The 26834-nt window shown below is 53.9% G+C and carries 19 protein-coding genes; 12 read left to right on the top strand and 7 right to left on the bottom strand.

Annotated features, from left to right (window positions below):
• The first annotated feature begins 160 nt into the window (after positions 1–160).
• A complete protein-coding gene (locus tag Q334_RS0111285) occupies positions 161–4972 on the top strand; it encodes an NAD-glutamate dehydrogenase (RefSeq protein ID WP_027313304.1) in 4812 nt (1603 codons plus the stop codon).
• 97 nt (positions 4973–5069) lie between these two features.
• Positions 5070–6089, top strand: a complete 1020-nt coding sequence (locus tag Q334_RS0111280; protein WP_027313303.1) for a quinone-dependent dihydroorotate dehydrogenase — start codon at positions 5070–5072, stop codon at positions 6087–6089.
• A gap of 147 nt (positions 6090–6236) precedes the next feature.
• On the opposite strand, the gene rmf is transcribed toward Q334_RS0111280, so the two are convergent.
• Positions 6237–6443, bottom strand: a complete 207-nt coding sequence (gene rmf / locus Q334_RS20305) for a ribosome modulation factor (protein ID WP_081414434.1) — start codon at positions 6441–6443, stop codon at positions 6237–6239.
• A gap of 455 nt (positions 6444–6898) precedes the next feature.
• On the opposite strand from rmf, the gene rlmKL reads away from it, so the two are divergent.
• From rlmKL to Q334_RS0111240, 8 genes are all read left to right on the top strand, one after another.
• On the top strand, positions 6899–9070 hold the full coding sequence (gene rlmKL, locus Q334_RS0111275; protein WP_027313302.1) for a bifunctional 23S rRNA (guanine(2069)-N(7))-methyltransferase RlmK/23S rRNA (guanine(2445)-N(2))-methyltransferase RlmL: 2172 nt from the start codon (positions 6899–6901) through the stop codon (positions 9068–9070).
• A complete protein-coding gene (locus tag Q334_RS0111270; RefSeq protein WP_027313301.1) occupies positions 9067–9735 on the top strand; it encodes a Crp/Fnr family transcriptional regulator in 669 nt (222 codons plus the stop codon). The genes rlmKL and Q334_RS0111270 overlap by 4 nt, the downstream gene beginning before the upstream one ends.
• A gap of 89 nt (positions 9736–9824) precedes the next feature.
• Complete coding sequence (locus Q334_RS0111265; protein ID WP_027313300.1) at positions 9825–10016, top strand: YgaP family membrane protein; 192 nt, start codon at positions 9825–9827, stop codon at positions 10014–10016.
• A 231-nt stretch (positions 10017–10247) separates the two neighbouring features.
• Positions 10248–11558, top strand: a complete 1311-nt coding sequence (locus Q334_RS20620) for a methyl-accepting chemotaxis protein (RefSeq protein WP_051527738.1) — start codon at positions 10248–10250, stop codon at positions 11556–11558.
• A 555-nt stretch (positions 11559–12113) separates the two neighbouring features.
• Entirely contained in the window at positions 12114–12755 is a 642-nt protein-coding gene (gene betI / locus Q334_RS0111255) for a transcriptional regulator BetI (RefSeq protein WP_027313298.1), read from the top strand.
• Complete coding sequence (betB, locus tag Q334_RS0111250; RefSeq protein ID WP_027313297.1) at positions 12755–14215, top strand: betaine-aldehyde dehydrogenase; 1461 nt, start codon at positions 12755–12757, stop codon at positions 14213–14215. The genes betI and betB overlap by 1 nt, the downstream gene beginning before the upstream one ends.
• A 14-nt stretch (positions 14216–14229) precedes the next feature.
• The gene (betA, locus tag Q334_RS0111245) at positions 14230–15930 is read left to right on the top strand and encodes a choline dehydrogenase (protein WP_027313296.1); all 1701 of its coding nucleotides are present in this window, start codon (positions 14230–14232) and stop codon (positions 15928–15930) included.
• A 274-nt stretch (positions 15931–16204) separates the two neighbouring features.
• A complete protein-coding gene (locus Q334_RS0111240) occupies positions 16205–17350 on the top strand; it encodes a BCCT family transporter (protein ID WP_245593680.1) in 1146 nt (381 codons plus the stop codon).
• A gap of 85 nt (positions 17351–17435) precedes the next feature.
• Here the strand turns inward: Q334_RS0111240 and Q334_RS0111235 are convergent, their stop codons facing one another.
• The 6 genes from Q334_RS0111235 to Q334_RS20055 form a co-directional block, all read right to left on the bottom strand.
• Complete coding sequence (locus Q334_RS0111235; RefSeq protein WP_027313294.1) at positions 17436–18158, bottom strand: UDP-2,3-diacylglucosamine diphosphatase; 723 nt, start codon at positions 18156–18158, stop codon at positions 17436–17438.
• 3 nt (positions 18159–18161) lie between these two features.
• Entirely contained in the window at positions 18162–18653 is a 492-nt protein-coding gene (locus tag Q334_RS0111230; protein WP_027313293.1) for a peptidylprolyl isomerase, read from the bottom strand.
• 126 nt (positions 18654–18779) lie between these two features.
• Positions 18780–19889 carry an alpha-hydroxy acid oxidase gene (locus Q334_RS0111225; protein ID WP_027313292.1) on the bottom strand — a complete coding sequence of 370 codons (1110 nt, stop codon included), beginning with the start codon at positions 19887–19889 and terminating at the stop codon, positions 18780–18782.
• A gap of 2 nt (positions 19890–19891) precedes the next feature.
• Positions 19892–20575, bottom strand: coding sequence for a Fe2+-dependent dioxygenase (locus tag Q334_RS0111220; protein ID WP_027313291.1), 684 nt, complete (start codon positions 20573–20575; stop codon positions 19892–19894).
• Between the two features lie 119 nt (positions 20576–20694).
• Positions 20695–21822 (bottom strand): TonB-dependent receptor, encoded by a 1128-nt coding sequence (locus tag Q334_RS20060; RefSeq protein WP_081414433.1) that lies wholly within the window; start codon positions 21820–21822, stop codon positions 20695–20697.
• A gap of 12 nt (positions 21823–21834) precedes the next feature.
• The gene (locus tag Q334_RS20055) at positions 21835–22932 is read right to left on the bottom strand and encodes a TonB-dependent receptor (RefSeq protein ID WP_051527736.1); all 1098 of its coding nucleotides are present in this window, start codon (positions 22930–22932) and stop codon (positions 21835–21837) included.
• Positions 22933–23457: 525 nt separating this feature from the next.
• On the opposite strand from Q334_RS20055, the gene Q334_RS0111210 reads away from it, so the two are divergent.
• Complete coding sequence (locus Q334_RS0111210) at positions 23458–25134, top strand: glutamine--tRNA ligase/YqeY domain fusion protein (RefSeq protein WP_027313290.1); 1677 nt, start codon at positions 23458–23460, stop codon at positions 25132–25134.
• Between the two features lie 73 nt (positions 25135–25207).
• A complete protein-coding gene (gene cysS / locus Q334_RS0111205; protein WP_027313289.1) occupies positions 25208–26602 on the top strand; it encodes a cysteine--tRNA ligase in 1395 nt (464 codons plus the stop codon).
• Positions 26603–26834 lie beyond the last annotated feature (232 nt).

Below are 26834 nucleotides of genomic sequence, written 5' to 3'. Positions count from 1 at the left end.
GAAGGAAAAGCAGGTAAATCCGGCAAATAGCCACGCTTGGCTGTCATATTGGGGAGGCCACTGTTACCTGGCTGGGCAATCGCTCACTGCCTTCTATACTGTGGGTACTAAAACCTGGGCACTGCCGACTAGGTAAATAACAACGAACAAGGAATGGGATATGCCGCACACCCTGGCTGAAACCAAAAGCAAGATCCTCGAACGTCTCGACCAAGCCATTCAAGCGCAAATGCCGGGAGAACACGCTGAATTGGTGGGGCGTTTTGCCCGTTATGCTCTGTTAAATGCCCCGTTGGAGGATTTGGCCCAGCGGCGTCAGGAAGACTTGTACGGAGCCATGCTATATGGCTGGCATTATTTGCAGCAGCGCCAGCCTGGCGAAATAAAAGTACGGGTTTATAACCCCAACTATGAGCAGCAGGGGTGGCAGTCGGGACACACCCTGGTTGAGGTGCTCTGTGAGGATCGTGCTTTTATTGTTGATTCCCTACGGATGGCGATTAATCGCTATGGCATGACTATCCATACTTTGCAGAATGCGATTTTACCGGTGGAGCGTGATGAAAAAGGGCGCTTGCAGCAACTGCATGCCAAGCACGCCGGGGCGGGGAATTTTGAGTCTTATGTGGTGATGGAGGTGGATCGTCACTCGGATGCCGACAAATTGCGTAGCCTGCAAACGGATATTGAGCAGGTATTGCAGCAGGTGTTCGCGGTGGTGGACTCCTATGATCCGATCTGTGAGCGGTTGCAAACGGTACTGGCTGAGTTGAAAGAAGGGCAGGTGCCTGAAGGGGTGGATCGCACTGAGCAAAAAGAGGTGCGTGATTTTATTCAATGGTTGCTTAATAACCACTGCACCTTCCTGGGCTTTGAGAGTTACAGGGTCAAACCCAGTAAAGAGGGCGTCACCCTGGAGGCTGAGGGTGAGTCGTTGGGGGTGTTTAATCTCTGGGATGATGGTTGTCGGGGGCAGTTATTAGCCGCAGAGCCCACCAAGGGGCATGCCCTATTAGCTATGGCCAAGTCTCCGCGCAAAGCGGAAGTACATCGCCCGGCCTATCCTGACTATCTGATTATTCGCCGTTTTGATGCTAAGGGGCGTTGGGTAGGTATTTGGCGCATCCTTGGGTTATTTACCTCCTCTGCTTATGCCAGTAGTGTGCGCCAAGTGCCGTTGTTGCGGCATAAATATAAAGAAATCATGAAACGCTCTGGCTTCTATGAAGGGGGCTACAACTGGAAAGAGCTGACCCAGATACTGGAAGTCTACCCGCGGGATGAGTTCTTCCATACCGAAGTCGATGAGCTCTACGCCACGGTCATGAGTATCCTGCAAATTCAGGAGCGGCGGCGAATTCGGGTGTTTATCCGCCACGATGTGCCAGGGCGCTTCTATTCCTGCCTGGTATTTGCGCCCCGTGAAATCTATAGCACCAGTTTCCGTTTGGCGGTACAGCATATTCTGGAAGAAGAGCTGGAGGCAGGAGAAACCGAGTTCAATACCTTCTTCTCGGAAAGTGTATTGGCTCGTACACAGTATGTATTGCGATATGACTCGCCGCGTCCGGGGCAGCGCCCGGATGTCAAGGCAATCCAAAGCCGCATCATTGAAGTGGCCCGTTCCTGGGATGATCATTTACAGCAGGAGCTGGTTGAGCATTTAGGGGAGGAAAAGGGGCTAGAGGCGATCAGTCGCTATAACCAGGCCTTCTCCGCTGCCTATAAAGAAGACTTTAATGCGCGCACGGCCTTGGTCGACATTGAGTACATGGATGCGGTGACGGCCGCCAAACCGGTCTCTCTGCGCTTTTATCGGGCGATAGAAGCGGCGGAGCATACGTTTAAGTTCAAGCTCTATCACTTTGGCACCCCGCTGCCGCTCTCTGACATTTTGCCCATCCTGGATAATTTTGGTTTACGGGTGATTGATGAGCATCCCTATGAGGTGGTGCGCCAGGACGGCAGCATCTGGATTCATGATTTCAACCTGATTCTGAAAACTCCCGTCGAGGTGGACTTAAAAGAAGTGCGGGAGCTATTTCAGGATGCCTTTATGGCGGTATGGACAGGGGCAGCGGATAGCGATGAATTCAACCGTTTGGTCTTGCAAGCTCAGTTGAACTGGCGTGATGTTGCGGTGTTACGGGCATACGCCGCCTATATGAAGCAGATTGGCTTCTCCCTGAGTCAAATGGCGATTACCCAGGCCCTGTCTCAATATGTGCCCGTGACACGTTTACTGGTGCAGTTATTTCGTGCCCGTTTTAAACCCTCGCGTGCGGATAGTTGGGAGGTGGATGGCCCCGCCTTTACCAAGGTGTTGCTAGAGAGCCTGGAGCAGGTGCAGTCCCTCAATGATGACCGCATCCTGCGCATGTATAAGACGCTGATTCAGGCGACCCTGCGTACTAACGTCTTCCAGCCGGATGGCGAGGGGGCTTATAAGCCCTACCTGAGTTTTAAATTCAGCCCTGAGCATGTGGATGAAATCCCGCTGCCCCGGCCTAAGTATGAGATTTTTGTCTATAGCCCGCGGGTGGAGGGGGTACACCTGCGTGGTGGTAAGGTTGCCCGTGGTGGCTTGCGCTGGTCAGACCGTTTTGAAGATTACCGCACCGAGGTGCTAGGGCTGGTGAAGGCGCAGCAGGTGAAGAATGCGGTTATCGTCCCTGTGGGGGCAAAGGGCGGATTTGTCTGTAAGAAGCAGTCACCCACTGCCAGCCGGGACGAAATTCTGGCGGAAGGGATCAGCTGTTATCAAACCTTTATCCGTGGCTTGTTGGATATTACCGACAATCTGCTGCAGGGTGAGGTGGTGCCGCCCCAAGGTGTGGTGCGCCATGATGAGGATGACCCCTATCTAGTGGTGGCAGCGGACAAGGGCACCGCCACCTTCTCAGATATTGCTAATGCGATTGCGGCGGAATATGGCTTCTGGCTGGGGGATGCCTTTGCCTCGGGAGGCTCACAAGGTTATGACCATAAAAAAATGGGCATTACCGCACGCGGTGCCTGGGTTTCGGTACAGCGCCACTTCCGGGAAATGGGCCTGAATCCGGATACCACCGACTTCACCGTGGTGGGAATCGGTGACATGGCTGGTGATGTGTTTGGGAATGGTCTGTTGATGTCCAAGCATGCGCGTTTGGTAGCGGCCTTTAACCATCAGCATATCTTTGTTGATCCCAATCCGGATGCTGCGCAGTCCTATCAGGAGCGCAAGCGTTTGTTTGATTTGCCTCGCTCCAGTTGGACGGACTATGACAGCAAGCTGATCTCGGCGGGGGGCGGGGTATTCTCCCGGAGTGTGAAATCCATCCCTATCTCGGAACCGATGAAGCAACGCTTTGGCATTAGCGCCAGCCAGTTGACGCCGAATGATCTGATCAAAGCTATTTTGCGTGCACCGGTCGATTTGCTCTGGAATGGCGGTATTGGAACCTACATCAAAGCCTCGGATGAACTTCACACAGAAGTGGGGGATAAGGCCAATGATGGATTGCGGGTCAATGCAAAAGAGTTGCGCCTGAAAGTCATTGGTGAGGGCGGTAATTTGGGCCTGACGCAGCGGGGGCGGATTGAGTTTTCCCGTGCAGGCGGACGCCTGAATACCGACTTTATTGATAATGCCGGTGGGGTGGACTGCTCTGACCATGAGGTTAACGTCAAAATTCTGCTTAACCGGGTAGTGGCGGCAGGGGATCTGACCGAAAAACAGCGCAATCAGTTATTGGTGGAGATGACCGAGGATGTCGCGCGGCTGGTATTGCAGAATAACTATCGGCAAACCCAGGCCCTCAGCATGGTGCAATCCCAGGCGGTGAAGTATCACGAAGAAATTCGCCGCCTAATGGAAAACTTTGAAAGTGACGGCAAGCTCAATCGCCAGTTGGAGTTTTTGCCTACGGAAGAAGAACTGCGTGAGCGCCGTGATGAAGGGTTGTCTCGCCCTGAGCTGGCGATCCTGATGGCTTACGTAAAGGCGGATTTGAAGGCCGAGTTGATTAACTCCAGCGTCGGTGATGATCCCTATGTGGCGAAAATTATTGCCACTGCCTTTCCACCCCGGATCGAACAAGGCTTTGCCCAAGCGATGCTTGACCACCCACTGCGGCGTGAAATCATTGCTACCCAGTTGGCCAATGACATGGTCAACCATATGGGCATTACCTACCTACAGCGCTTGCAGCAATCTACCGGGATGCTGGGGGATGTGATTGCCCGCTCCTATTTGGCGGCGAAAGCGATTTTTGATCTGGATACCCTCTGGCGTGATATTGAGCGCCTCGATTATCAGGTGCCAGCCGATGTGCAGCTGCGCATGATGAATGAGAGTGGGCGCTTGGTACGCCGTGCCAGCCGCTGGATGATTCGCCATGTGCGGCTTGATCAGAGCGTGCAGGAAGCGGTACAGCGTTTTGCTGAGCCTACCCAGGCCATTGCTAATGCGCTCAGCCGCTATCTCTATGGTGAGGCTAGTCGTGAATTTAGCGACTTGCGTACTCGCTTTATTAAAGCGGGGGTGCCGGAGAAACTGGCGGATCGGGTGGCGGCTTCAGATTTGCTCTATACCAGTCTGAGTCTGATTGATGTGGCTACGGAGACGGGGCGTTCGTTGGCGCAGGTTGCGGAGGTGTATTACACCCTGGTGGATATGCTCGACCTCTATTGGGTAGGTCAGCAAATTAACCAGCTGCATGTAGGCAACTATTGGCAGGCCCAGGCACGGGAAAGCTTCCGCGATGACCTGGATGAGCTCATGCAGCGTCTAACATCGGGAGTGATTCAGGGGACAGAGCTGAAAGGGGATGGTCGAGAAGCAGTACAGGACTGGGCTAAGCAACAAGGCGTGCTGATTAAGCGCTGGCGCAAGCTGCTTACGGAAATGCGTGCGATGCCTCAGCATGAGTATCCACTCTTTACTGTCGCGATCCGCGAGTTGGCAGATTTGGCCCGGCAGTCCTTTTGATCCCACCTGATCCTTCGTTGGATAAGAAAAAGTGAGGCCAGCAGGCCTCACTTTTTTTGCGGCTATGTATAATGGCCCGGCCAAAACAGGAGGAGATATGGCTTACTCACTGCTTCGACCGCTGTTGTTCTCATTTTCTGCCGAAACGGCCCATGAACTCACGTTGGACTGGCTCAGTGCGGCGGCACGTTTAGGGCTGACCAAAGCGTTGCCGGCGGCGCCTAAAGCCGAGCCACGTAAGGTAATGGGGTTGGAGTTTCCTAACGCAGTCGGGTTGGCAGCAGGGTTGGATAAAAATGGCCACTGCATTGATGGCTTGGCCGCTTTAGGTTTTGGCTTTGTTGAGATTGGTACCATTACTCCTCGTCCACAACCTGGCAATCCTCAGCCCCGGTTGTTCCGGCTGCCGCAGCGTAATGCCATCATCAACCGCATGGGGTTTAACAATGAAGGGGTTGATCAGCTCCTTGCCAATGTTGACCATGCCAAGTTTCGCGGCATTCTGGGAATCAACATCGGTAAAAATGCCGCTACTCCGGTGGAAAACGCATTGGATGATTACCTGATTTGTCTGCAAAAAGTCTATCGGGCTGCCAGTTATGTCACCGTGAATATCTCCTCACCGAACACGCCTGGACTGCGCACCCTGCAATATGGCGATAGCTTAAAAGCCTTATTAGCCCCCCTGCATGAGGCCCGCCTGCGCTTGGCACAAGAGCAGGGTAAGCACGTACCTATTGCGGTTAAGATCGCACCTGATATGAGCGAGGAAGAGGTGCGGATGGTGGCGGATACCTTGGTGGAGACCAAGATGGACGCAGTAATCGCCACTAACACGACTTTATCGCGTGAGGCGGTGAAGGGGTTGAAGCATGCGGATGAAGCCGGTGGTTTAAGTGGTGAGCCGGTGCGTGATGCCTCGACGGCAGTGATTAAAACCCTGTCAGCCCATTTGCAAGGCGCTCTGCCGATCATCGGCGTAGGCGGTATCCTCTGTGGGCGAGATGCGCAGGAAAAGCTGGAGGCGGGGGCTTCATTGGTGCAGCTCTATTCTGGTTTGATTTATCGCGGGCCAGGGCTGGTGCGTGAGTGTATTGAAGCTACGGCGAAGGTATAGCGCTATTAATAAAGAAGGCTGTCAGCGGGACTGACAGCCTGGTTTAGTGGGTCACACCTTTGCAAGAAGTTCACCTAGTGAAAAGGTGAGGGCGCAGTAACAAGGCGCTATGGCAAAGAATGAAAAAGTCAGGTTGAAGGGTAAAGGTTATCCCATTGAGGGATCACGGTGTAGGGCAGCGACACCAGACATGCCACCCCAGTATGCTTCTCTTCCCGAACGCCAGCCGCTCATCCATACGGCGCGTTCATCCATATTATTTAATGGGCAAAGATCGCGAGACTTGCCCGCCAAACCGATCTGATATCCTCGATTGAAGTGACGTTGAGTGGAGTCGCGCTTTTGTTTTCTCATAGTCCGTGACCTCATGATCGAAATGGGTGGAGAGCCACTCTGCTTATTAACCCCAGTCTTGTTACATCCAGGTTTAGCTAAGTAGAAGAAGCTAACTCCAGAACAACAGCATTAGGCTGTCATCATTTTTTAGCAGTTTTAGTGCAGGGGTGTCGAGGAAGAATCTGTTATATGTATCACCCTGTTTATGACTGGATAGTATTTAAACCATTTTGACCAACAGGTTTAACTAGGGATCAGCCACTTAGCGTGTTTTTGTAACTTATTGATGAGTTGAATTCTTGTTTTTTATTATTAAGTTGAAAAATTTTTAGGATGGGGCTTGTGTAAACCCTAGAGCGGGGATAGGCATTGTCGGCGAGGTGGCGATATTGCCCTCTGGCTATGAGCTGTTTGGACTCCGCCTTGCCCCTCCAGTATCATGCACGCCTTTATAGAATGCCGGACGATTGACTATGAGTGAACGCCATACCTACCTGGTAACTTGCCCCAAAGGGCTGGAATCCCTGATTGAACAAGAGCTGCTGAACTGGCAAGCAGAAGGGGTTCGGCAAACGGTGGCAGGAGTCTATTGCCAGGGCCCGCTGGAGCTGGGCTATCGGTTGTGTTTGTGGTCACGTTTGGCAAACCGAGTGCTGTTGATTCTGGATGAGTGGCAAGTGCAGAACATCGATGAGCTTTACGATGGGGTGAAGCAAATCGATTGGCTCCAACACATCCAGGCTGAAGGCACCCTGGCGATTGATTTTAGCGGTCGCCTGCCTGGAGTTAACCATAGTCACTTTGGTGCTCAACGGGTCAAGGATGCCATTGTGGATCAGATTCGTGAGCAAACCGGCCGTCGTCCCAGCATTGATGCCAAGCAGCCAGATATTCGCGTTGCGGTACATGTTCATCGTCACCGCGCCACCCTTTCTTTGGATTTGGCGGGTGAGTCCTTACACCGTCGTGGCTACCGTTTACAGTCTGGTATTGCACCGATGAAGGAAAACCTGGCTTCAGCCTTGTTACTGCGGGCCGCTTGGCCAGATACCGCTGCTAAGGGTGGGCGTTTGCTCGACCCGATGTGTGGCTCTGGCACTATTTTGCTGGAAGCAGCGCAGATGGCGTTGGATATCGCTCCGGGTTTAGCCCGTTGGCAATACGGCTTTATGCGATGGAAGCAGCACGATAATGCGCTTTGGCAACGTTTGCGGGAGGAGGCCCAGGCTCGCAAAGAGGCAGGGTTAGAGCGTGGTTGTGCCGAGATTCGGGGCTATGATGCGGACCCACGGGTGATTAAGGTTGCTGAGGCCAATATCGAACGGGCAGGGCTGGCCAAGTGGGTCAAGGTGATGGTGAAAGAAGTTGCTGCCCTGTCTAAGCCCAGCCATGTACAGGATCAGGCGCCTGGACTGCTGATCTGTAACCCCCCTTACGGTGAGCGTTTGAGTGATACACCGGTGCTGGTACATCTTTACCGTCACCTGGGTGAGCGCCTGATTGAGCATTTCCAGGATTGGAATGCGGCGGTTTTCACCGGTAATCCCGAGTTAGGCAAGCAGATGCGCTTGCGCTCACATAAGCAATATAAATTCTTTAATGGCGCCTTACCCTGCGAACTGCTGCTGTTTAAGGTGGAAGAGCCTTATATCGTGCGGGCGGTGGAAGCCCGTACTCAGGAAGAAGCGCAGGTACAGCTCAGTGAAGGGGCCAGCATGTTTGCCAACCGCTTGCGTAAAAACCTCAAGGGGTTGAGCAAGTGGGTGAAAAAAGAACAGATAGATGCCTATCGTCTCTACGATGCGGATATGCCGGAATATGCGGTGGCCATCGATCTTTATCATGATTACCTGCATGTGCAGGAGTATGCACCGCCTAAAAGCATTAATGCCGATAAGGCACAGCAGCGTTTGAATGAAGTCTTGGCGGCGTTGCCAGTGGTAACGGGTATTCGACCTGATCGCATTGTACTGAAACAGCGCCAACGCCAAGCGGGGCGGGCACAGTATGAGCGCTTGGATCAGCAGGGCAAACTGCTGGAAGTGGTAGAAGATGGCTGCAAACTGTTGGTGAATCTCACCGATTATCTTGATACCGGCCTGTTCCTCGACCATCGTCCGGTGCGACGCCGTATCCAGCAGCTGGCAAAAGATAAGCATGTCCTTAACCTGTTTTGCTACACCGCAACCGCAACGGTGCATGCCGCGAAGGGGGGCGCCCGTTCTACGACGAGTGTGGATATGTCCCGCACCTATCTTGATTGGGGCCGCAAAAACCTGGCGGTGAATGGCTTTTCCGAGCGCTTCCATCGCTTTGAACAAGCGGACTGCTTTAAGTGGCTGGATGACTGTAAAGACAAGTTCGATTTGATCTTTATGGACCCGCCTTCGTTCTCCAACTCCAAGCGGATGGACGATGTGCTGGATATCCAGCGCGATCATGTACGTTTAATCCGTATGGCGATGCGTTGCCTGGCCCCAGGTGGCTTGCTGATCTTCTCCAACAACCTGCGCTCCTTCAGTCTGGATTATGGTGCCTTGCACAATTTGGATATCCAGGATGTGACTAAGCAGAGTTTTGATCCGGACTTTGCCCGCAATACCCGCATTCACCAGTGCTTTGAGATCCGGGCCAAAAACGGGTGAGAGCATCGGCCTGGTTAGCCAGCTTCCCTGCGCTGTCCTCGTTGCAGGGGCCTGCGTGGCAGCAACTGTTAGCTGCTGCGCGGGTGCAGCAGCTACCGGCAGGCACAGCGTTATTCCATGTTGGACAGACTTGCCAGCAGTTTATGCTGGTTTTATCCGGTTCGGTGCGGGTGGAGAAAAACGCAGTTAATGGACGCGAGTTGGTGCTCTATCGGGTAGAGGCTGGGCAAAGCTGTATTTTGACCAGCGCTTGCTTACTGGGGGGCTCGCCTTATCAGGCCGATGGGGTGACGGAAACCGCAGTTGAGGCTGTGGTGATTCCAGCGGCGATCTTTCGCCAAGCACTCGATAGCTGTGCGGGGCTGCGTGCTTTCGTGTTCGAGCAGTACAGTCAAAGGATTACTGAGCTGCTGATGTTGGTGGAAGCCGTGACCTTTAGCCGTTTGGACGAGCGTTTAGCGGCCTATCTGCTACGTCATGCAGAACAGGGACAACTCCAGCAGACTCATCAGCAGTTGGCGGCGGAGTTAGGCAGTGCACGAGAGGTGGTTAGCCGTCTGCTCAAGGAGTTTGAGCGCAATGGTTGGCTACGCTTGCAACGTGGGCGCATCCAGCTGGAAAACCAGCAAGCCCTGGCTCAACTAGGCTCCCCTGAACTCCGTTAGGCTGATTAAAGGGGTTGGTGACAAAGTCACAGATCTTTAGTTTTTACTTTATTAGACTGCGCTTATCTAATCTTGGTTAGGAGATCAGCATGCAAGCTAATGTGGGTGGTTTAGATCGTGGGTTGCGTATAGTCGTGGGGGTAGCGCTAATCGCCACCGCGCTGATGGGGTGGTTGCCGCTGTTGGGCTGGGTCGGAATTGTTCCCTTGTTGACGGGGTTATTTCGTTTCTGCCCGTTCTATCCTTTACTTGGTATTCGCACCTGTAAGATACGTGACTAGATGTTTGACGCGGGCCTGGTAACGGGCCCTTGCCCCTCCTTCAGCTCCCTCAGCTTCTTTTTCCTGTTAAATTCTGCCTTTTCTGCGAATACTTGATTGCCTCACTGGGTTTTAGGGTTGTTTTGTACTAAAACAGCATGAAAACGTCATCCTATGGGGCTAGTATCTCGGCCTCTGTTTGAGGACTCGAATCAACTGCAGGGAGGGGTAACATGAAAGGAGCCAATAATAATGTTTAACCGTGAGTTGAAGAATCAGCTGCAAGCCCTGCGTCAACGTGAGCAAGAACAGCAGGCGGTGATGGAAGCGTTAGGGCGTTCACTGGCAGTGATCGAGTTTACTCCCGATGGCCATATCGTGACGGCTAATGACAATTTTTTAGCAGCGATGGGCTATGAGTTAGCGGAAATTCAGGGACAACACCACCGTATGTTTTGCTTACCGGCCTTAGCGAAATCCGCTGAGTATGCCAGCTTTTGGAGCAAACTGGCGCAGGGGCACTTTGTTAGTGGACAACACCAACGCGTTACCAAGACAGGTAAAAAAGTATGGCTAGAAGCTACCTATAACCCGGTGAAAGATAGCCAGGGTAAGGTAATTAAAGTGATTAAGCTGGCTTCGGATATTACCGAGCGAGTCGAAAAGGATTTGGAAGCATCCAGTAAATTACAGGCGCTGGATCGCTCATTAGCGGTCATTGAGTTTACCCCTGACGGGAAAATTTTGACGGCTAACAAAAATTTTGTGAATGCCGTGGGTTATAGCCTGGATGAGATTAGAGGCCAGCATCATCGGATGTTCTGTGAGTCGGATTACGCGCAGTCAGAGGCATATCGTCAGTTCTGGCAGACTTTGCAGCAGGGACGTTTTCTGGCTGGACGTTATAAGCGTATTGGTAAGAGTGGACAGACGCTGTGGTTAGAAGCCAGTTATAACCCCGTTTTTGATGAGCAGGGGCGGGTGATTAAAGTGGTGAAGTTTGCCACGGATATTACCCAGCAGGTGGTGCATACGGAGGAAGAGGCGCGACAAGCAGCCGGTGCCCATCGGATTGCATTAAAAACGGAGCAGTTAGCGGAGCAGGGCAGTCATATTATTGAATCTGCCAGTGCAGAGATGGGGCAGATTGCCAAAGGTATTGAGCATGCTGCCAGTCAGTTAGCGGAACTGGGTAAACAGTCGGAGCAGATCACTAACATTGTCAATGCCATTCGTGGCATTGCTGACCAGACTAACCTGCTGGCTCTGAACGCTGCCATTGAGGCTGCGCGTGCAGGTGAACAAGGGCGGGGTTTCGCTGTGGTAGCGGATGAAGTGCGCTCCCTGGCAGGACGAACCAGTGAATCGACGGCCGAAATTACCGGCATGATTGAACGGATTCAGTCGGGTACCCAGGCGGCAATCAATAGCATGACAGAGTGCCAAAGCCAGGCGATTACTGGGGTCGAGTTAGCCAACAAGGCAGCCCATGCCATTACGGAAATCCGGCAAGGAGCGCGGGAAGCGGTTGAAGCTGTCAGTATTTTTGCCAGTAAAGAGTAATTTCATCTGTATTCGGCATCCAAGCTAACAGCTGCCGCGTTGGCGGCTGTTACTGAAGCAAATGACTGCAACATAATGACTGCACAGGGTTGGATGAAGACTATCTGCATAGATACAGGGCGCAGCAGCAGGAGCTGCTGCAACCCCTTGTATAACTGTCTCTAGGCTGGCTAGCACTCTGTTGTTGGCAACAGGGTCGATATTCATCAACGCGTTTTATCCTACTTAGTGCCTATCTATCTGAGTCATTTGCGCTCAGTACCTCCCACATTTTGTTGTAGCAACTAGGCACCAGCGCAGATCAAAAAGTTGGATTTGCTAGCTAGAGCAGGAATGCCATTCGCGTCACGAGCCTAGCTAAAGGCGACACTGCAACGCTGTCTTGTTTGCCTGTCTGCTTTTTAACTAATTGTTTTTAAATTGTTTTTTGATTTGGCTAGAAGGTGCGCCTGTGCTGTCAGGAACAAACTCGCCTTGACATTGGAGTCTAAAATTGCGAGTTTATTTTTAATTGATCGTTCAATTAAAAACCTAATTGCCGAACAGGAAAGACAGATGCCTAAACTGGGCATGGAAGAAATTCGCCGTCCACAGTTAATCGAAGCCACGATGGCAGTGATTGATGATGTGGGTTTGCAAGGTGCCAGCATTGCCTTGATTGGTAAGGCTGCAGGTGTCTCGCCGGGGATTATCAATCACTATTTTGGTGGTAAGGATGGCTTGCTGGAAGCCACCATGCGGGCGGTGTTACGCCAGTTGTCGGAGCATGTACGCGAGCGTTTGCAGGCCACGCAGCCAACGGATGTGTTGGGGCGGATCAGCGCCATCGTCGGCGGTAATTTTGACCCGCGCCAGTTGGATCAGCGGGTGGTAAAAACCTGGTTAGCTTTTTGGTCGCAGGCGATGCATGACCCCAAGCTATACCGTTTACAGCGGGTCAATGAGAAGCGCCTGCTGTCGCATCTGCGCTTGGAGTTAAAGCGAGTGTTACCGGCAGCCCAGGCTGAGCTTGCAGCTCAGGCCATTGCTGCCCTGATTGACGGTATCTGGTTAAGGGGAGCCCTCAGTCCCGATGGGATCGATGGTGCCCTGGCACAACGAATCATTGCACATTATTTGGCTCTGCAGCTGCCCCATTTGGCGGGCACCACTGAGGCGGAGTCTGGACAACCCTATTGCACACAAGGCAGGCACTGATGCAACAACAAGCACTTTATATTCATGGTCGTTATCAGGATGCCACTTCTGGCGAAACCTTTGTTACCCGTAACCCCGCCACGGGTGAGGTGTTAGCGGAGGTTCAGCAGGCCTCACTGGCGGATGTCGATAAGGCAGTTGCCTCCGCCCAGCAAGGCTTTGCGGTGTGGTCGGCGATGAGCGGTGTCGAGCGTGGCCGCATTCTGCAGAAGGCTGTGGCGTTATTGCGTGAGCGCAATGATGAACTGGCCCGTCTAGAGGTGCTGGATACCGGCAAGCCACTGCAGGAGGCGCTCTATGTCGATATCGTCACCGGTGCGGACGTGATCGAATATTACGCTGGCTTAGCCGCTTCCATTCAGGGGGCGCAGCAGAGCCTGGGTGAATCCACCTTCTTCTATACCCGCCGTGAGCCGCTAGGGGTCTGTGCCGGTATTGGTGCCTGGAACTATCCCATTCAAATTGCCATGTGGAAGGCCGCTCCGGCGCTGGCAGCGGGCAACGCCATGGTATTTAAACCCTCGGAAGAGACCCCGCTGACCGCTTTGAAGCTGGCAGAGATCTTTACTGAGGCCGGTTTACCCGATGGCGTATTCAACGTGGTGCAGGGGGATTACCGGGTTGGTCAGGCGCTGTCACGTCATCCGCAGATCGCCAAGGTGTCCTTCACCGGTGAGTGCGGTACCGGTAAAAAAGTAATGGCGGATGCAGCAGGCACCCTTAAGCAGGTGACCATGGAACTGGGCGGTAAGTCGCCTTTGATCGTCTTTGAGGATGCGGACCTGACCCGTGCGGTTTCCGGCGCGATGATGGCGAACTTCTATACCCAGGGTGAAGTCTGCACCCACGGTACGCGGGTATTTGTCCATGCTAGCCGTTATGACGAGTTTTTGGCGCAGCTGAAAGAGCGTACCGAAAAGCTGGTGGTAGGGGATCCATTGGCTATGGAGACTCAGATTGGCGCCTTGATTTCACGTCCACACATGGAAAAGGTGCTGGGCTACATTGAGGCGGCTAAGGCTGCAGGGGCGCGATTACTCTGTGGTGGCGAGCGTGCGTCCGGACAGGGGCTGGAGCAGGGTAACTTTGTGCTGCCGACCGTATTTGCTGACTGCAGCGATGAGATGCCTAATGTGCGGGAAGAGATCTTTGGCCCGGTCATGTCAGTACTCAAATTTGAAGATGAGGCTGAGGTTGTCACTCGTGCCAATGCAACCGGTTTTGGCCTGGCGGCAGGGCTATTCACCCAGGACTTTGCCCGTGCCCATCGGGTGATTGCCAAGATGCAGGCGGGTATTTGCTGGATTAATACTTGGGGCGCTTCCCCTGCTGAGATGCCCGTGGGTGGCTATAAAGAGTCCGGCTTAGGCCGTGAAAATGGCATCGAAACCCTGCATCACTACACCCAGACCAAGAGTGTGTATGTGGAGCTCGGTGAGCTGCAGTGCCCTTACGCCTAAGCGGGAGTGATGGAATGAGCAAGGTTTACGATTACATCATAGTCGGCGCAGGCTCCGCAGGGTGCGTGCTGGCCGATCGTCTCAGTGAGGATGGCCAGCATCAGGTGTTGGTGCTGGAGGCTGGCGGTAGTGACAAAAGCATCTTTATTCAGATGCCAACGGCACTGTCGTATCCGATGAATACGGAAAAGTACGCCTGGCAGTTTGAAACCGAGCCGGAAGAAGGCATAGCCGGGCGCCATCTGCATTGCCCCCGTGGTCGGGTATTGGGTGGTGGCTCCTCCATCAATGGCATGGTGTATGTGCGTGGCCATGCCTGTGACTTTGATGAGTGGCAGGAGCAGGGCGCGGAGGGCTGGAGTTATCAGGACTGTTTGCCCTACTTCCGCAAGGCAGAAAGCTGGAAAGGTGGGGCGGATGACTACCGTGGTGGCGAAGGTCCCCTGGCTACCTGTAACGGCAATGACATGAAGCTGAACCCCCTCTACCAGGCTTTTATTGATGCCGGGGTGCAGGCGGGTTATCCCCATACCGAGGATTACAACGGCTACCGCCAGGAAGGCTTTGGCCCAATGCATATGACGGTGAAGGATGGGGTGCGTGCATCCACCTCCAACGTCTATCTGCGCCGGGCGATGAAGCGTCCTAATCTGCAGGTGAAAACCGGTGTGGTAACCCGTCGGGTGCTGCTGGAGGGCAAACGTGCGGTAGGTGTGGAAATTGAACACCAGGGCCGTATCGAACAGGTGGCTGCCTCCAAGGAAGTGATTCTGGCGGCGGGCTCCATTGGCTCACCGCAGTTACTGCAACTCTCCGGTATTGGCCCTAAGGCGGTACTGGAGGCTGCCGGCGTGCCGCTCCAGCATGAATTGCCAGGGGTGGGAGAAAACCTGCAGGACCATCTGGAGGTGTACTTCCAGTTTTGGTGCAAAGAGCCCATTACCCTGAACTCCAAGCTGGGCTTAATCAGTAAAGGTTTGATCGGCACCCGCTGGATTCTGTTTAAGGATGGCCTGGGGGCCACCAACCACTTTGAGTCCTGTGGCTTTATCCGCTCCCGGGCGGGGTTGAAGTGGCCCAATATTCAGTACCACTTCCTGCCTGCGGCAATGCGCTATGACGGCCGCGCGGCAGTGCAGGGCCATGGTTTCCAGGTGCATGTGGGCCCCAACAAGCCTGAAAGTCGCGGACGGGTATGGATTAAATCCGCTGATCCCCATGCGAAGCCGGGGATTAAATTCAATTACATCAGTACCGAGCAGGATAAACAGGACTGGCGTGACTGCATCCGTTTAACCCGGGAAATCATTAATCAGCCTGCGCTGGATCCCTATCGGGGTGAGGAAATTCAACCTGGTAAGGCGGTCCAGAGCGATGAGGAAATTGATGCCTGGGTGCGCGCCAATGTAGAGAGCGCTTATCACCCCTCCTGCTCCTGCAAGATGGGGGCGGAGGATGATCCCATGGCAGTCGTTGATCCCGCTTGCCGGGTGCGCGGTATTGAGGCACTGCGGGTAGTGGACTCCTCCATTTTTCCCACCATTACCAATGGCAATCTGAATGCCCCCACCATCATGGTGGCAGAGAAAGCCGCGGATTTGATTCTGGGACGTGCGCCTTTGCCTAAAGCCGAGGTGCCGGTCTGGATTGATCCGGACTGGCAAGCACGCCAGCGTCAGGCTGCGCCCAAGCGGGTGATCCAGCCCAGCGGCTAACCGTTACTGGCGGAGTGGCATGCCAGGGCAGCAGGGTTTAGGCGCCTCTGCTGTTCTGCCACTCCGCCATTTTCCCTTCCCAAGGATGAATGGAACCCCCTTTTTAGGTGGGTAGGGCAGGTTTTTGCCCGCAACTTTTGCTGATAACAGGCCGATCTGCTTGGGCATTGCCCAGGCTGGCACCGGCCACGGGTAGCTCAGGCTGCCAAGCTGGTCGATCTTCGGGTCGCTCAGATTAAGTCACATGCCGACAACAACAATAACGGAGCCAATGATGATGACTAACCTGCTGACGGTAGCCATAGCGGTTACCTTGCTTACTTCAGCCTGGATTCTGCTTCGCTATCCTAAGCTGTACTGCAAGGGGGAAATCCCCAGTTCGCTGTTTGCCTTTATGGCCATTCTGTTTACCTCCGGTCTGGATGTGGGACTGATCATGTTCCCGCTAACGGAGTTTCCGACCTATGCCGCCGAAGAGGCATACCAGTTCACCAATCCCCTGGCGATTGAATTTGGCTTTTGGGGCTTTTTGGTCTGGGGCTTCTACTTTCTCACCACCTTTTACTTCTGCATTGTGGAACCACGCTTGAAGCTGTTTGAAATTCCGCTGATCAAGTGGTTAAACAATCTGGTGATTGTGGGTACCTGTGCCTTTACCGGTTTCCTGTTCCTCAGTTACCTGCCCAGCTATGTTGAGGGGATCGGTGATGGGGCGCGCTTCGCTTTGGTGGCGCTGGTGGTATTGATGGCGGTGCTGTCGAGCATGGATATTGGCTATGTGAAGTGGCTGAGTATCGGCTCCACTTGGCTATTCCTGGCCTTGATCGCCGCTATGGGGCTGTCACAACCAGGGCTGACGGGCGCAGAAATGGCGGCCACCCTGGGGTTGATTGGCGGTTACTTTAGCAATCTTGATCAGTTTGTGGCGCCCATCTCAGACTATCACCAGTTTTACCTGTTCTGGTGGTTCTCCTGGAGCATTATGATTGGCCAGTTTGTTGCCCGCTTTGTCGGGGGGTTACCCACCTGGCAACTGTGCTTGGCCCTGTTGGTGATTCCGTCCATTCCCTTGGCAATCTGGTTCTCGGTGTTGTACTACCAGTATTCCAGCGGCTTACCCCTGGCGGAGTGGGCGAAGTTGGCGATGGTGGTGGTGGGAGTGATTTTTGTGATCAACTCACTCGATTCCCTGATCCGCTTGTATACCAGCAATATGGGCATTTCCGTTGAGCGTCATGGCCGTCTGCCCTATGTATTGGGTAACTTTGTGGCTATGTATGGTTTGATTCTGCTTTACCAGTTCACTCCCTTCGATATTGCCTGGGTCGGAACCTTGGTCATTGGCCTGTATGCCCTGGTGTATCTGCTGTTGATTCGGCAACGGACACAGTTGCGGATGGAGCCTGTGCCAGTACGTTAAGTGAATACAGGTTAAGCGTTGCAGGTGAGTGGGGTGCGGGGCCCCATGATCACCAGCGCGTTAGCCAAGGCGCTGTGCGCCAAGTTTAGAGTGCAAAGGCTTCTAGTTGCCAATGGGCTGGATTCGCATCCGCTACCCTCAGGAGCCAGCCTTGCTTATCCCAATCGCCCAAGACGATGCGTTCTTTACCCTCAGCCAGAGGGTGACGCTGGGGGCGATGGGTGTGACCGTGAATGAGGATGTTGACCTGGTGACGCGCCAGGGCTGCCTCGACCTCGGCAGGGGTCACATCCATAATGTCATCCGCCTTATTGCTGGCGGCCATCTTGCTTTGTGCACGCATTTGCTCAGCTAGTTTAATCCGCTCTTGCAAGGGCAGGCTGAGAACCTGTTGTATCCAGGCAGGTTGACGTACCTGCTGGCGAAAGGCCATATAGGCCTGGTCCTGGGTGCAGAGGCTATCACCATGCATCAACAAAACTGCTGTGCCGTAGAGATCGATCCGCTGCTCTTCCGCCAATAACTGCATGCCGCAGTGCTCGGCGTAGGCTTCACCCAAAAGAAAGTCGCGATTACCGTGCTGAAAGTACAGACGGCAACCCTGGTCATGTAGCTGGCGCAGTACTTTCGCCAGCTGCAATTGCCAGGGCTGCACCCCGTCATCGCCAATCCAATACTCAAAAATATCCCCCAGCAGATAGAGGGCTTCCAGCCCCTCTGCCTCGCGGGCCAGTAAGGCCAGCAGTGCCTGATGAATATCCGGGCGCTTGGGGTCGAGATGCAGGTCAGAGATGAACAGGGTAGTCATGGGTTAGACAATCTCGGCAGATTCGATGATCAGATCTTCTACCGGTACGTCCTGGTGGCCGCCTTTGAAGCCAGTAGCGACGGCTTTCATGCGATTAACCACATCCATGCCTTCAACCACTTTACCGAACACGGCGTAACCCCAGCCGTCCATGGTCTTGCCACGGTGATCCAGGAAGGTGTTGTCCGCAACGTTGATAAAGAACTGCGCAGAAGCAGAATGAGGATCCATGGTACGGGCCATGGCGATGGTGCCGGCTTTGTTGGACAGGCCGTTGTCGGCTTCGTTCTCAATCGGTGCTTTAGTGGGCTTTTGCACCATGCCGGGTTCAAAACCACCGCCCTGGATCATAAAACCATCGATCACACGGTGAAAGATCACGCCGTTGTAAAAGCCGTCTTGGACATAGCTTTCGAAGTTCGCGGCGGTTTTGGGGGCCTTTTCGTGGTCCAGTTCCAGGGTGATGTCACCCATGTTGGTGTGCAGAATAATCATAGTTGCAGCCTTAATCGATGCTGGGAAAAGTAGCGTTGTACGCTTGGCGGGCACTTTAGCCCAAGGTCGCAGAGGGTGCAATGGAAGGGCGATGCTGACCGCCTGGATTGACGGCCAGCCTATCCCTTAATCAGCTTGCCAGAGGGCGGCGGGAGTGATATCCGCCAAGGTTGGTGTGCCTGCCAGTGACATGCAGACTTCCAGCTCTTCACGCAGAATACGCAGCATATGGGCCACGCCAAGGGCTCCGGCTACTGCCAACGCATAGAGTTGCGGGCGGCCCACCAGCACGGCATTGGCTCCTAAGGCGAGTGCTTTAAACACATCTGTGCCCCGTTCAATAGCGCCGTCTAGCAGCAAGCATTTATCGACTCCGACGGCCTGGCGAATTGCCGGCAGTACGTCGATGGCGGCGGGCAGGCAGTCCAGCGTGCGTCCACCATGATTGGACACCACCACGCCCTGGGCGCCCACGGCAAATGCCTGTAGTGCATCAGCGGGACTTAAAATTCCTTTCAGAATCACTGGCAGTGAACTTTGCTGGATTAGCCAGGCGATCTGCTCCCAGGTGGGGGCTTCACTCATCATGCCTTGAAAAACAATGCTTTGTGATGGACTGAAGCTGGCCTGGGGGAGTGGCGGACGACCACGCAGGTTTACTGCTTCAACCCCCTCCAGCAGGCTAAAGCCTGCGCGCTGGGCGCGGTTGCGGATGCCATGTAAAGGAGCATCAACGGTAATCACCAGGTGGCTATAGCCAGCTGCTTCGGCTCGGCGCATTAACTGCAGCGTAAAGTCTTGGTTCTCCTGCACATAGAGTTGAAACCATTTGGAGCCCTGGCTGCAGGCGGCAATTTGCTCAAGGCTATAAGAGGCCAGGGTGCTCGTGATAAAGCAGGTTTCGAGGGCTTCGCAAGCGCGGGCGGTGGCGAGCTCCCCTTCCGGGTGGGCTAGGCGTTGGAAAGCGACAGGCGCCAGGAAAATGGGGTGGCGCAATGACTGTCCCAGTAGTTGTAAGTGGGTACCGCCATGGGTGAGATCCCGTAGTACTCTGGGCATGATTAGCAGGCGATCCAGGGCTGTACGGTTACGCTTAAGGCTAATCTCATCCGCGCCGCCACCGGCAATATAAGCATAGGTAGCGGGTGGCAGGTGGGCCTGGGCATAGCGAGCATAGTCGCTGACACTGACCAGGTCGGCGGGGATTTGGCTTAAAGGGGATAGGGTGTCTGACATGGTCAGGTCTCCACCCAGTGTTGCAGCAGGTTTTGATAGACCCGTGACAGACGTATAACTTCAGGGTGGTTGGCATGCAACTGTTGGCTGAGCTCACGAATGCTGTTATCGACTTCAACCAGGAGGTGGCGTTCGGTATGGCTTCGCACCATGCTCTGAATCCAAAAAAAAGCACAGACTCGTTTGCCCTGGGTAACCGGATGTACTTGATGCACGCTGGTGGAGGGGTAGAGGATCATATCGCCAGCCTGCAGTTTGATCAGATGACTGCCATAGCTGTCGTCAATCTGCATCTCTCCCCCTTGATACTGGTCTGGTTCGGCGAGAAAGAGAGTGGCAGACAGGTCGGTGCGTAGCCGCACTGGGGTGCGGGGAATGACGCGGATGGCATTGTCGACATGGGCGCCGTAGTGCCCCCCCTGGTGGTAGCAATTGAACATGGGGGGGTAGATTTTTTGTGGCAAGGCGGTTGCGATGAAACGTGGGTGCTGGGCCAGTCGATCTAAAATCAGGTCGCCAATTTGTTGGGCCAGGGGATCGTCTTGCGCCAGTTGCAGGTTGGCCTTTACCGCTTGGGCTTGACTGCCCGCACTGAGCTTGCCATCCACCCAGTTGGCTTGGTCAAGGTGCTGGCGTAGTTGGCTGACCTCTGTGGCGCTGAAAAGTTGGCTAATTTGGTAAATCACCGTTGGCTACTCCTCTTGGTCCGGATGCTCAGGGCGGCATCCACTCTGATGCGGGCCTTCCGCCAAACGAAATGCGCAAACCAGGGGCGAAGGGGAGCCCCTGGTTTGGCCGTTTGAGGTTAGAACTTGTAGGTCAGGGTCAGGTTGGCAGAGCGGGCATCGCCAAGGTAAACGATGCTGCCGCCACGATAGACCGCTGTGTAGTACTCCTCATCAGTGACGTTTTGCAGGTTGGCACGTAGCTCCAGATCCTGGCTGAAGTTGTAGGTGGCAAAGAGGTCATAAACCCGATAGCTCGGTAAGCGAACGCTGCTGGTTGCCCCAGCATCCGGTTGTCCACCGAAGATTTCACTGGCATAGGTCAGGTTGCCACCGAAGGCAAACTTCGGTGTTGCCTGGTAGCGTAGTTGCAGATGGGCACTCTTCTCGGAGAAGTTTGCCTTGGGGAGCCCAATATTGCTGGCGTTGTATGAGGCCAGGGTTTCGGAGTTCATCAGGGCCACTCCCACTTGGCCGCTGAGTTTGTCGGTCAGGTTACCGGACAGCCCCAATTCTATGCCCTCAACGCGGTTTTTCCCGGTGTTGAGTGACCCACCGGAAGCATAGGAGTCATTGCCCCCTTCAATCACATCATCCTTGGTGATTTGGAATAGCGCTGCGGTGGCCAGCAGACGATCGTCGTTGAGGTTAAATTTAACTCCGACTTCATAGTTGGTGGATTGCTCTGGCTCTGCGGCGGCGTAGTTACCGGCGCTATCCGAACAGAGGCCGCCATAGCCACAGTTGGTACCGGCATCGGCTTCACCACCATTGATGTTGGAGGAGGTGCTCCAGCTGGCATAGAGCTTGCCGTTATCCCAGGCAGAGAAGACTGCGCCGAGATGGCCATTCCAGAAACCATCGTCATAGGCGTAGGTTTTACTGTTGGAGGCGGTGAACAGATGGTAGTCGAAGTAGTCGTAACGCGCGCCGGCAAAGACTTCCAGTTTGTCGGTCAGGGTGACGGTGTCCATCAGGTAGGCCGATAGGGTCTCTAGCTCCAACTTGCTGGCCATAGCGTTTTTGCTGGTACTGCCCTGCCATAGATTATGTTGAGCACTATAGGGATTGAGTACAAAGCTATTGCTGGTGGTGATGGCGTAGTTACCGGACTTTACCGTTTCTTTGGCGTATTCCGCTCCGGCAATAATTGTATGGCGGCGACCGGCGATATCGCGGTCAATCAGCAGGTTGGTCTGGTTGCCCAGGTAGTTGTTATCCTACCAGCCGGTAAAAGAACGCAGCCCACTACTGGAGCGGCTACTGTAGGCAGAGACAATGTAGTCGTTGCTGGTGTTGCCTAGGCGGCTTTTGTTTTCCAGGCGAACGCCATTGCCAAAGTCATAGTCGAGACCGAGGGTAAAAATATCGGCGCCGGTTTTTTGGAAGTCCAAACCATCTTGTCCGACATAGTCATACTTCAAGAATGAGCCGCTGGTGCGGTTGTAAGCGATGCCGGGGTCAGTGCGGTCATCGGTGCTGAAGTGGTAGTAGTCGGCATTGATGGTGAGCTTGTCTGTGGCTGCAATGGTGGCGGTCAGCAGGGCTCCCTGACGACCTTCGCCAGCAGGAGCACGGGAGGGGGTATCTGCCTGGGTGTATAGCAGGTTGGCGCGAACGGCGACCTTGTCATTCAGCGCTTGGTTGCTGTCGGCGCTGTAACGCTGGTAGCCATCGCTGCCAAGACCAGCACTAAGAGTGGTGAAATCATCATCCAGGATGGCTTTTTTGGTGACGGTGTTGACCGCTCCACCGGTGGAGCCTCGTCCGGCAAAGGTTGAGCTAGGCCCCTTGGTGATTTCAACCTGATCCAAGGCAAAGGTCTCGCGTGTAATCAAGCCGGGCTCACGCAGACCATCGGTATAGACGTCACTGCGGGCTTCATAGCCGCGAATAATGTAGCGATCACCAAAAGAGTTACCACCTTCACCTGTTCCCAGCGTAATACCGGGTTGAGCGCTGAGCAGATCCTTGAGCTCTGTTTTGCCGGAGTCTTCAATCAGATCCTTAGTCAGTACAGTCATCGTTTGTGGGGTGTCAGCAATATCCCGGCTGCGACGCTTGTCTGACAGGGATTTGGCTTTGTAGGGAGCACCAGGTTCGGCGTAGGGATTAGCGTCTGCAGGTAGCTTGGATTCCTCCACCACCAGTGTATCCAGCGTCACATCGTTTGGCTGGGGGCTGGCAGCATAAACCATGCCGGAGGTGATAGCAGAAATGGCTAAAGCCAGACTGCTAACAACCATAGGAGTTCGCTGGGAGGGGAGTGCACAGTCTGAGGGCTGATTGACTACAGCGGTCAGGCGTTGATTAAGCATTACAAGAGGCTCCTTTATTAAGGTCATCATGCGTTTTGGCAGGCAAGCAATCAGGGTATTTGGCGTGCTCGGGCAGCGCCGTCAGTTAGCAGGCACCATGGCTGGTACCACTAAACATCCGTGTTGGGGTATGCCATCAGGGCTGTGCTAATGCTGACTGAGTAATAAGGAGGTCAGGTGCCGAAGGGTTATTCCGTGCCTAAGAGGAAGGAAACACTGGGGACTGGCCGTTGCGTACAGAGACGCGGGTACGACTAAGGTTTTCAAGTTAGTTATCTCAATACTGCAATATGTTGAAATAATTAAGAAGGCGAATGATATGAATTGTCATTTGCTTTTGGAAGCGTATTTACATTTTGACTGTGCAAGGTGCTGAATGGCGAAGGTCAGGCCTCCAGCAGGGGGGAGATGACGGCGAGAAAGGGGAAGGATTGCAGCGGGTCAGAGGGTTTAGGCTTTGGTTGTGCTGCTTTCTGCGAGCCCTTAAACTACGGCTTTATTTTTTCTGACGAAAAATTGGGTGCCATGAGCAGCAACGACAAAACCGCGCCAAGCAACTTTATTACTCAGATCATTGAAGCGGATCTGAGTGCTGGCAAGCACAGTAAAATCGTGACCCGTTTCCCGCCGGAGCCGAATGGCTACCTGCACATCGGTCATGCCAAGTCTATCTGCCTGAACTTTGGCCTGGCCGAGCGTTACAAGGGTGAGTGTAATCTTCGTTTTGACGATACCAACCCGGAGAAAGAGAGTCAGGAGTACATCGACTCTATCCAGGAAGATATCCGTTGGCTGGGCTTCCGTTGGGCCGGCAAAGTGCATTATGCCTCCGACTACTTTGACCAGTTGTATCAGTGGGCACTGGAGTTGATTCGCAATGGCAAGGCTTATGTGTGCCAGCTGACACCTGAGCAAATGCGTGAGTACCGTGGCTCCCTAACCGAGCCTGGTAAGCACAGCCCCTACCGTGATCGTAGCGTGGAAGAAAACCTGGCGTTGTTTGAACAGATGCGTGCAGGTGAGTTTAAAGAAGGGGAAGCGGTGCTGCGGGCCAAGATTGATATGGCCTCCCCCAACATTAACCTGCGTGATCCGATTATTTACCGGGTGCGCCATGTGCACCATCACCAGACTGGCAATAAATGGTGTATCTATCCCAACTATGATTTTACCCATGGTCAGTCTGATGCAATTGAGGGGATTACCCACTCTATCTGCACCCTGGAGTTTGAAGATCATCGGCCACTGTATGAGTGGTTTCTGGATAACCTCAGTGTTGCCTGCAAACCCCGCCAGTATGAGTTTGCCCGGCTAAATCTGAATTACACCGTGACCTCAAAGCGCAAGCTGAAGCAGCTGGTGGATGAGGGGCATGTGAATGGCTGGGATGACCCACGGATGCCGACTATTTCTGGTTTGCGCCGTCGTGGTTATACCCCAGTGTCACTGCGTAACTTCTGTGACATGATCGGTGTCACCCGTAGTGAGTCCGTGGTAGATGTGAGCACGCTGGAGTTCTGCATCCGTGAAGACCTGGATGCCCATGCCGCTCGGGCCATGTGTGTTTTGCAGCCGCTTAAGGTGACCCTGACTAACTTCCCGGAAGGGCAGGTAGAACAGATTACCCTGCCTAATCATCCTAAGGATGATAGCTTCGGCAGCCGTGTAGCTCCCCTGACTCGTGAGTTGTATATCGAGCAGGAAGACTTTGCCGAAGAGCCACCGAAAAAGTGGAAGCGTTTGGCGCCAGGGCAGCACGTGCGTTTGCGCGGCACCTATGTGATCAAGTGCGAAGAAGTGATCAAGGATGCCAGTGGCCAGGTGGTGGAATTGCGCTGCAGCTATGATCCTGCTTCCGCTGGGGTCAATACCGAATATAAGGTGAATGGTGTGGTGCACTGGGTATCGGCTAGCCATAGCGTGCCTGCTGAAGTGCGTCTGTATGATCGCCTCTTCACCGAAGCGGACCCGGAAGGGGACAAGGATAAGAGTTTCCTCGATTGCATTAACCCTGAATCGCTGGTGGTTATGAGCGATGCCCGTGCAGAGCTCAGTCTGGCGGACGCTTCTCCTGAAACGCGTTTCCAGTTTGAGCGTCAGGGCTATTTTGTGGTGGATCGTCGCGACTCTCGCCCGGATCGTTTAGTCTTTAACCGTACTGTTGGCCTACGGGATTCCTGGGCGAAACAGCAGGGTAAATAAGCGCAAGCAAATAACGGATGCCCAATGCCGCCCGTCAGGGCGGCCTTGCTTTCTGATGTTGGAGGCCTAGGTGCTGCAGATATACAACACCCTGAGTAAGGGTAAAGAGACGTTCAAACCCCTGGAACCCGGTAAGATCAAGATGTACGTGTGCGGTATTACCGTCTACGACTTCTGTCATATCGGTCATGCCCGGGTGATGGTCTCTTTTGATGTGATCACCCGTTACTTGCGCTACCGCGGTTATGACGTCACCTACGTGCGTAACATCACCGATGTGGATGACAAAATCATTAAGCGTGCGGCCGAGAATCAGGAGTCCGTCGACTCTCTCACCGAGCGTATGATTGCCGCCATGCATGAGGATGAAGACAAGCTGGGGGTGTTGCGCCCCGATCTTGAACCCCGTGCCATGGCGCACATCGAGCAGATTATTGAAATGGTCGCCACTTTGATTGACAAGGGCTATGCCTACCAGGGCACCTCCGGTGATGTGTATTACCGGGTAGAGCGCTTTGCCGATTATGGCAAACTGACCAACCGTAATCTGGAGGATCTGCGTGCCGGTGCACGGGTAGAAGTGGCGGAAGACAAAGAAAGCCCACTTGATTTCGTGCTGTGGAAGCACGCTAAAGAGGGGGAAGTCAGCTGGGATTCTCCCTGGGGCAAGGGGCGCCCTGGCTGGCATATCGAGTGCTCGGCTATGTCCAAGTGCTGCTTGGGTGAAACCTTTGATATCCATGGTGGTGGACCGGATTTGCCCTTCCCCCACCATGAAAACGAGATTGCCCAGTCTGAAGCGGCTAACGGTAAAAAGTTCGTCAACTACTGGATGCATGCTGGTGCGGTGCGGGTAGATAACGAGAAGATGTCCAAATCCTTGGGTAACTTCTTCACCATTCGTGAAGTATTGGAGAAGTACAACCCGGAGGTGGTGCGTTACCTGCTGATCTCTACCCATTACCGTAGCCAGATTGACTACAGCGAAGACTCCCTGCGTGAAGCGCAGCAGGCACTGGAGCGTTTCTACAATGCCTTGCGGGGGCTGGACTATGCCCCGGATGATGATGCGGGTTTGACGCTGGATTATGAGCAGCGCTTCCAGCAGGTGATGGATGATGACTTCAATACCCGTGAAGCTTTGGCGGTCATGTTTGATTTGGTCCGCGAAATCAATCGCTTGAAGAAAGAGGATGCAGAAGCCGCTGCACCCTTGGCCGCATTATTGGTGCGCCTCGGTGGCATTATGGGCATTCTGCAGCAAGATGCGGAAGCCTTCCTGCAGGGCGGTGAACTTGCGCCAGGTTTGGATGCTAATGCCATTGAAGCCTTGATTGAAGCCCGTGCCCAGGCCAAACGTGATCGTGACTTTGCACGGGCTGATCAGATTCGTGATGAGCTGAAGGCACAGGGGATTATCCTCAATGATAGCCGCGATGGCACCACCTGGACGCGCGATAGCCTCTAGGCCTTGCATAGGTTAATTGGCCTCTAGCCAAGAAAAAACGTCTACACTCTAAGCCCGGGTTCTCCGGGCTTTTTTCTGCCTGGCAGAAGGCTTTTAACTGACCGGGAATCCCGTTATGATCCGGACGTTTTAAACCAATTAATTTAACTAATTGGTTTGATTAATAATTAATACTAGGGCCTTTATCGCTGTGTCTTGTGGTTGCTTGCCTAGTCTAACTGGCTAGCAAGCT

The organism is Balneatrix alpica DSM 16621 (assembly GCF_000619885.1).
In the GTDB taxonomy this organism is placed as follows: Bacteria; Pseudomonadota; Gammaproteobacteria; order Pseudomonadales; family Balneatricaceae; genus Balneatrix; species Balneatrix alpica.
The sequence above is the reverse complement of the archived record's forward strand: the minus strand, read 5'-3'. Positions and strand labels throughout refer to the sequence as shown.

Bases quoted from the DNA above. Each gene is read 5' to 3' on its own strand.
- rlmKL (WP_027313302.1), top strand. From the start codon at position 6,899: ATGAGTGAACGCCATACCTACCTGGTAACTTGCCCCAAAGGGCTGGAA.
- Q334_RS0111210 (WP_027313290.1), top strand. From the start codon at position 23,458: ATGAGCAGCAACGACAAAACCGCGCCAAGCAACTTTATTACTCAGATC.
- betI (WP_027313298.1), top strand. From the start codon at position 12,114: ATGCCTAAACTGGGCATGGAAGAAATTCGCCGTCCACAGTTAATCGAA.
- Q334_RS20055 (WP_051527736.1), bottom strand. From the start codon at position 22,932: ATGCTTAATCAACGCCTGACCGCTGTAGTCAATCAGCCCTCAGACTGT.
- Q334_RS0111235 (WP_027313294.1), bottom strand. From the start codon at position 18,158: ATGACTACCCTGTTCATCTCTGACCTGCATCTCGACCCCAAGCGCCCG.
- Q334_RS0111230 (WP_027313293.1), bottom strand. From the start codon at position 18,653: ATGATTATTCTGCACACCAACATGGGTGACATCACCCTGGAACTGGAC.
- Q334_RS0111240 (WP_245593680.1), top strand. From the start codon at position 16,205: ATGATGACTAACCTGCTGACGGTAGCCATAGCGGTTACCTTGCTTACT.
- betA (WP_027313296.1), top strand. From the start codon at position 14,230: ATGAGCAAGGTTTACGATTACATCATAGTCGGCGCAGGCTCCGCAGGG.
- Q334_RS0111225 (WP_027313292.1), bottom strand. From the start codon at position 19,889: ATGTCAGACACCCTATCCCCTTTAAGCCAAATCCCCGCCGACCTGGTC.
- Q334_RS0111265 (WP_027313300.1), top strand. From the start codon at position 9,825: ATGCAAGCTAATGTGGGTGGTTTAGATCGTGGGTTGCGTATAGTCGTG.
- betB (WP_027313297.1), top strand. From the start codon at position 12,755: ATGCAACAACAAGCACTTTATATTCATGGTCGTTATCAGGATGCCACT.
- rmf (WP_081414434.1), bottom strand. From the start codon at position 6,443: ATGAGAAAACAAAAGCGCGACTCCACTCAACGTCACTTCAATCGAGGA.
- Q334_RS0111280 (WP_027313303.1), top strand. From the start codon at position 5,070: ATGGCTTACTCACTGCTTCGACCGCTGTTGTTCTCATTTTCTGCCGAA.
- Q334_RS0111285 (WP_027313304.1), top strand. From the start codon at position 161: ATGCCGCACACCCTGGCTGAAACCAAAAGCAAGATCCTCGAACGTCTC.
- Q334_RS20620 (WP_051527738.1), top strand. From the start codon at position 10,248: ATGTTTAACCGTGAGTTGAAGAATCAGCTGCAAGCCCTGCGTCAACGT.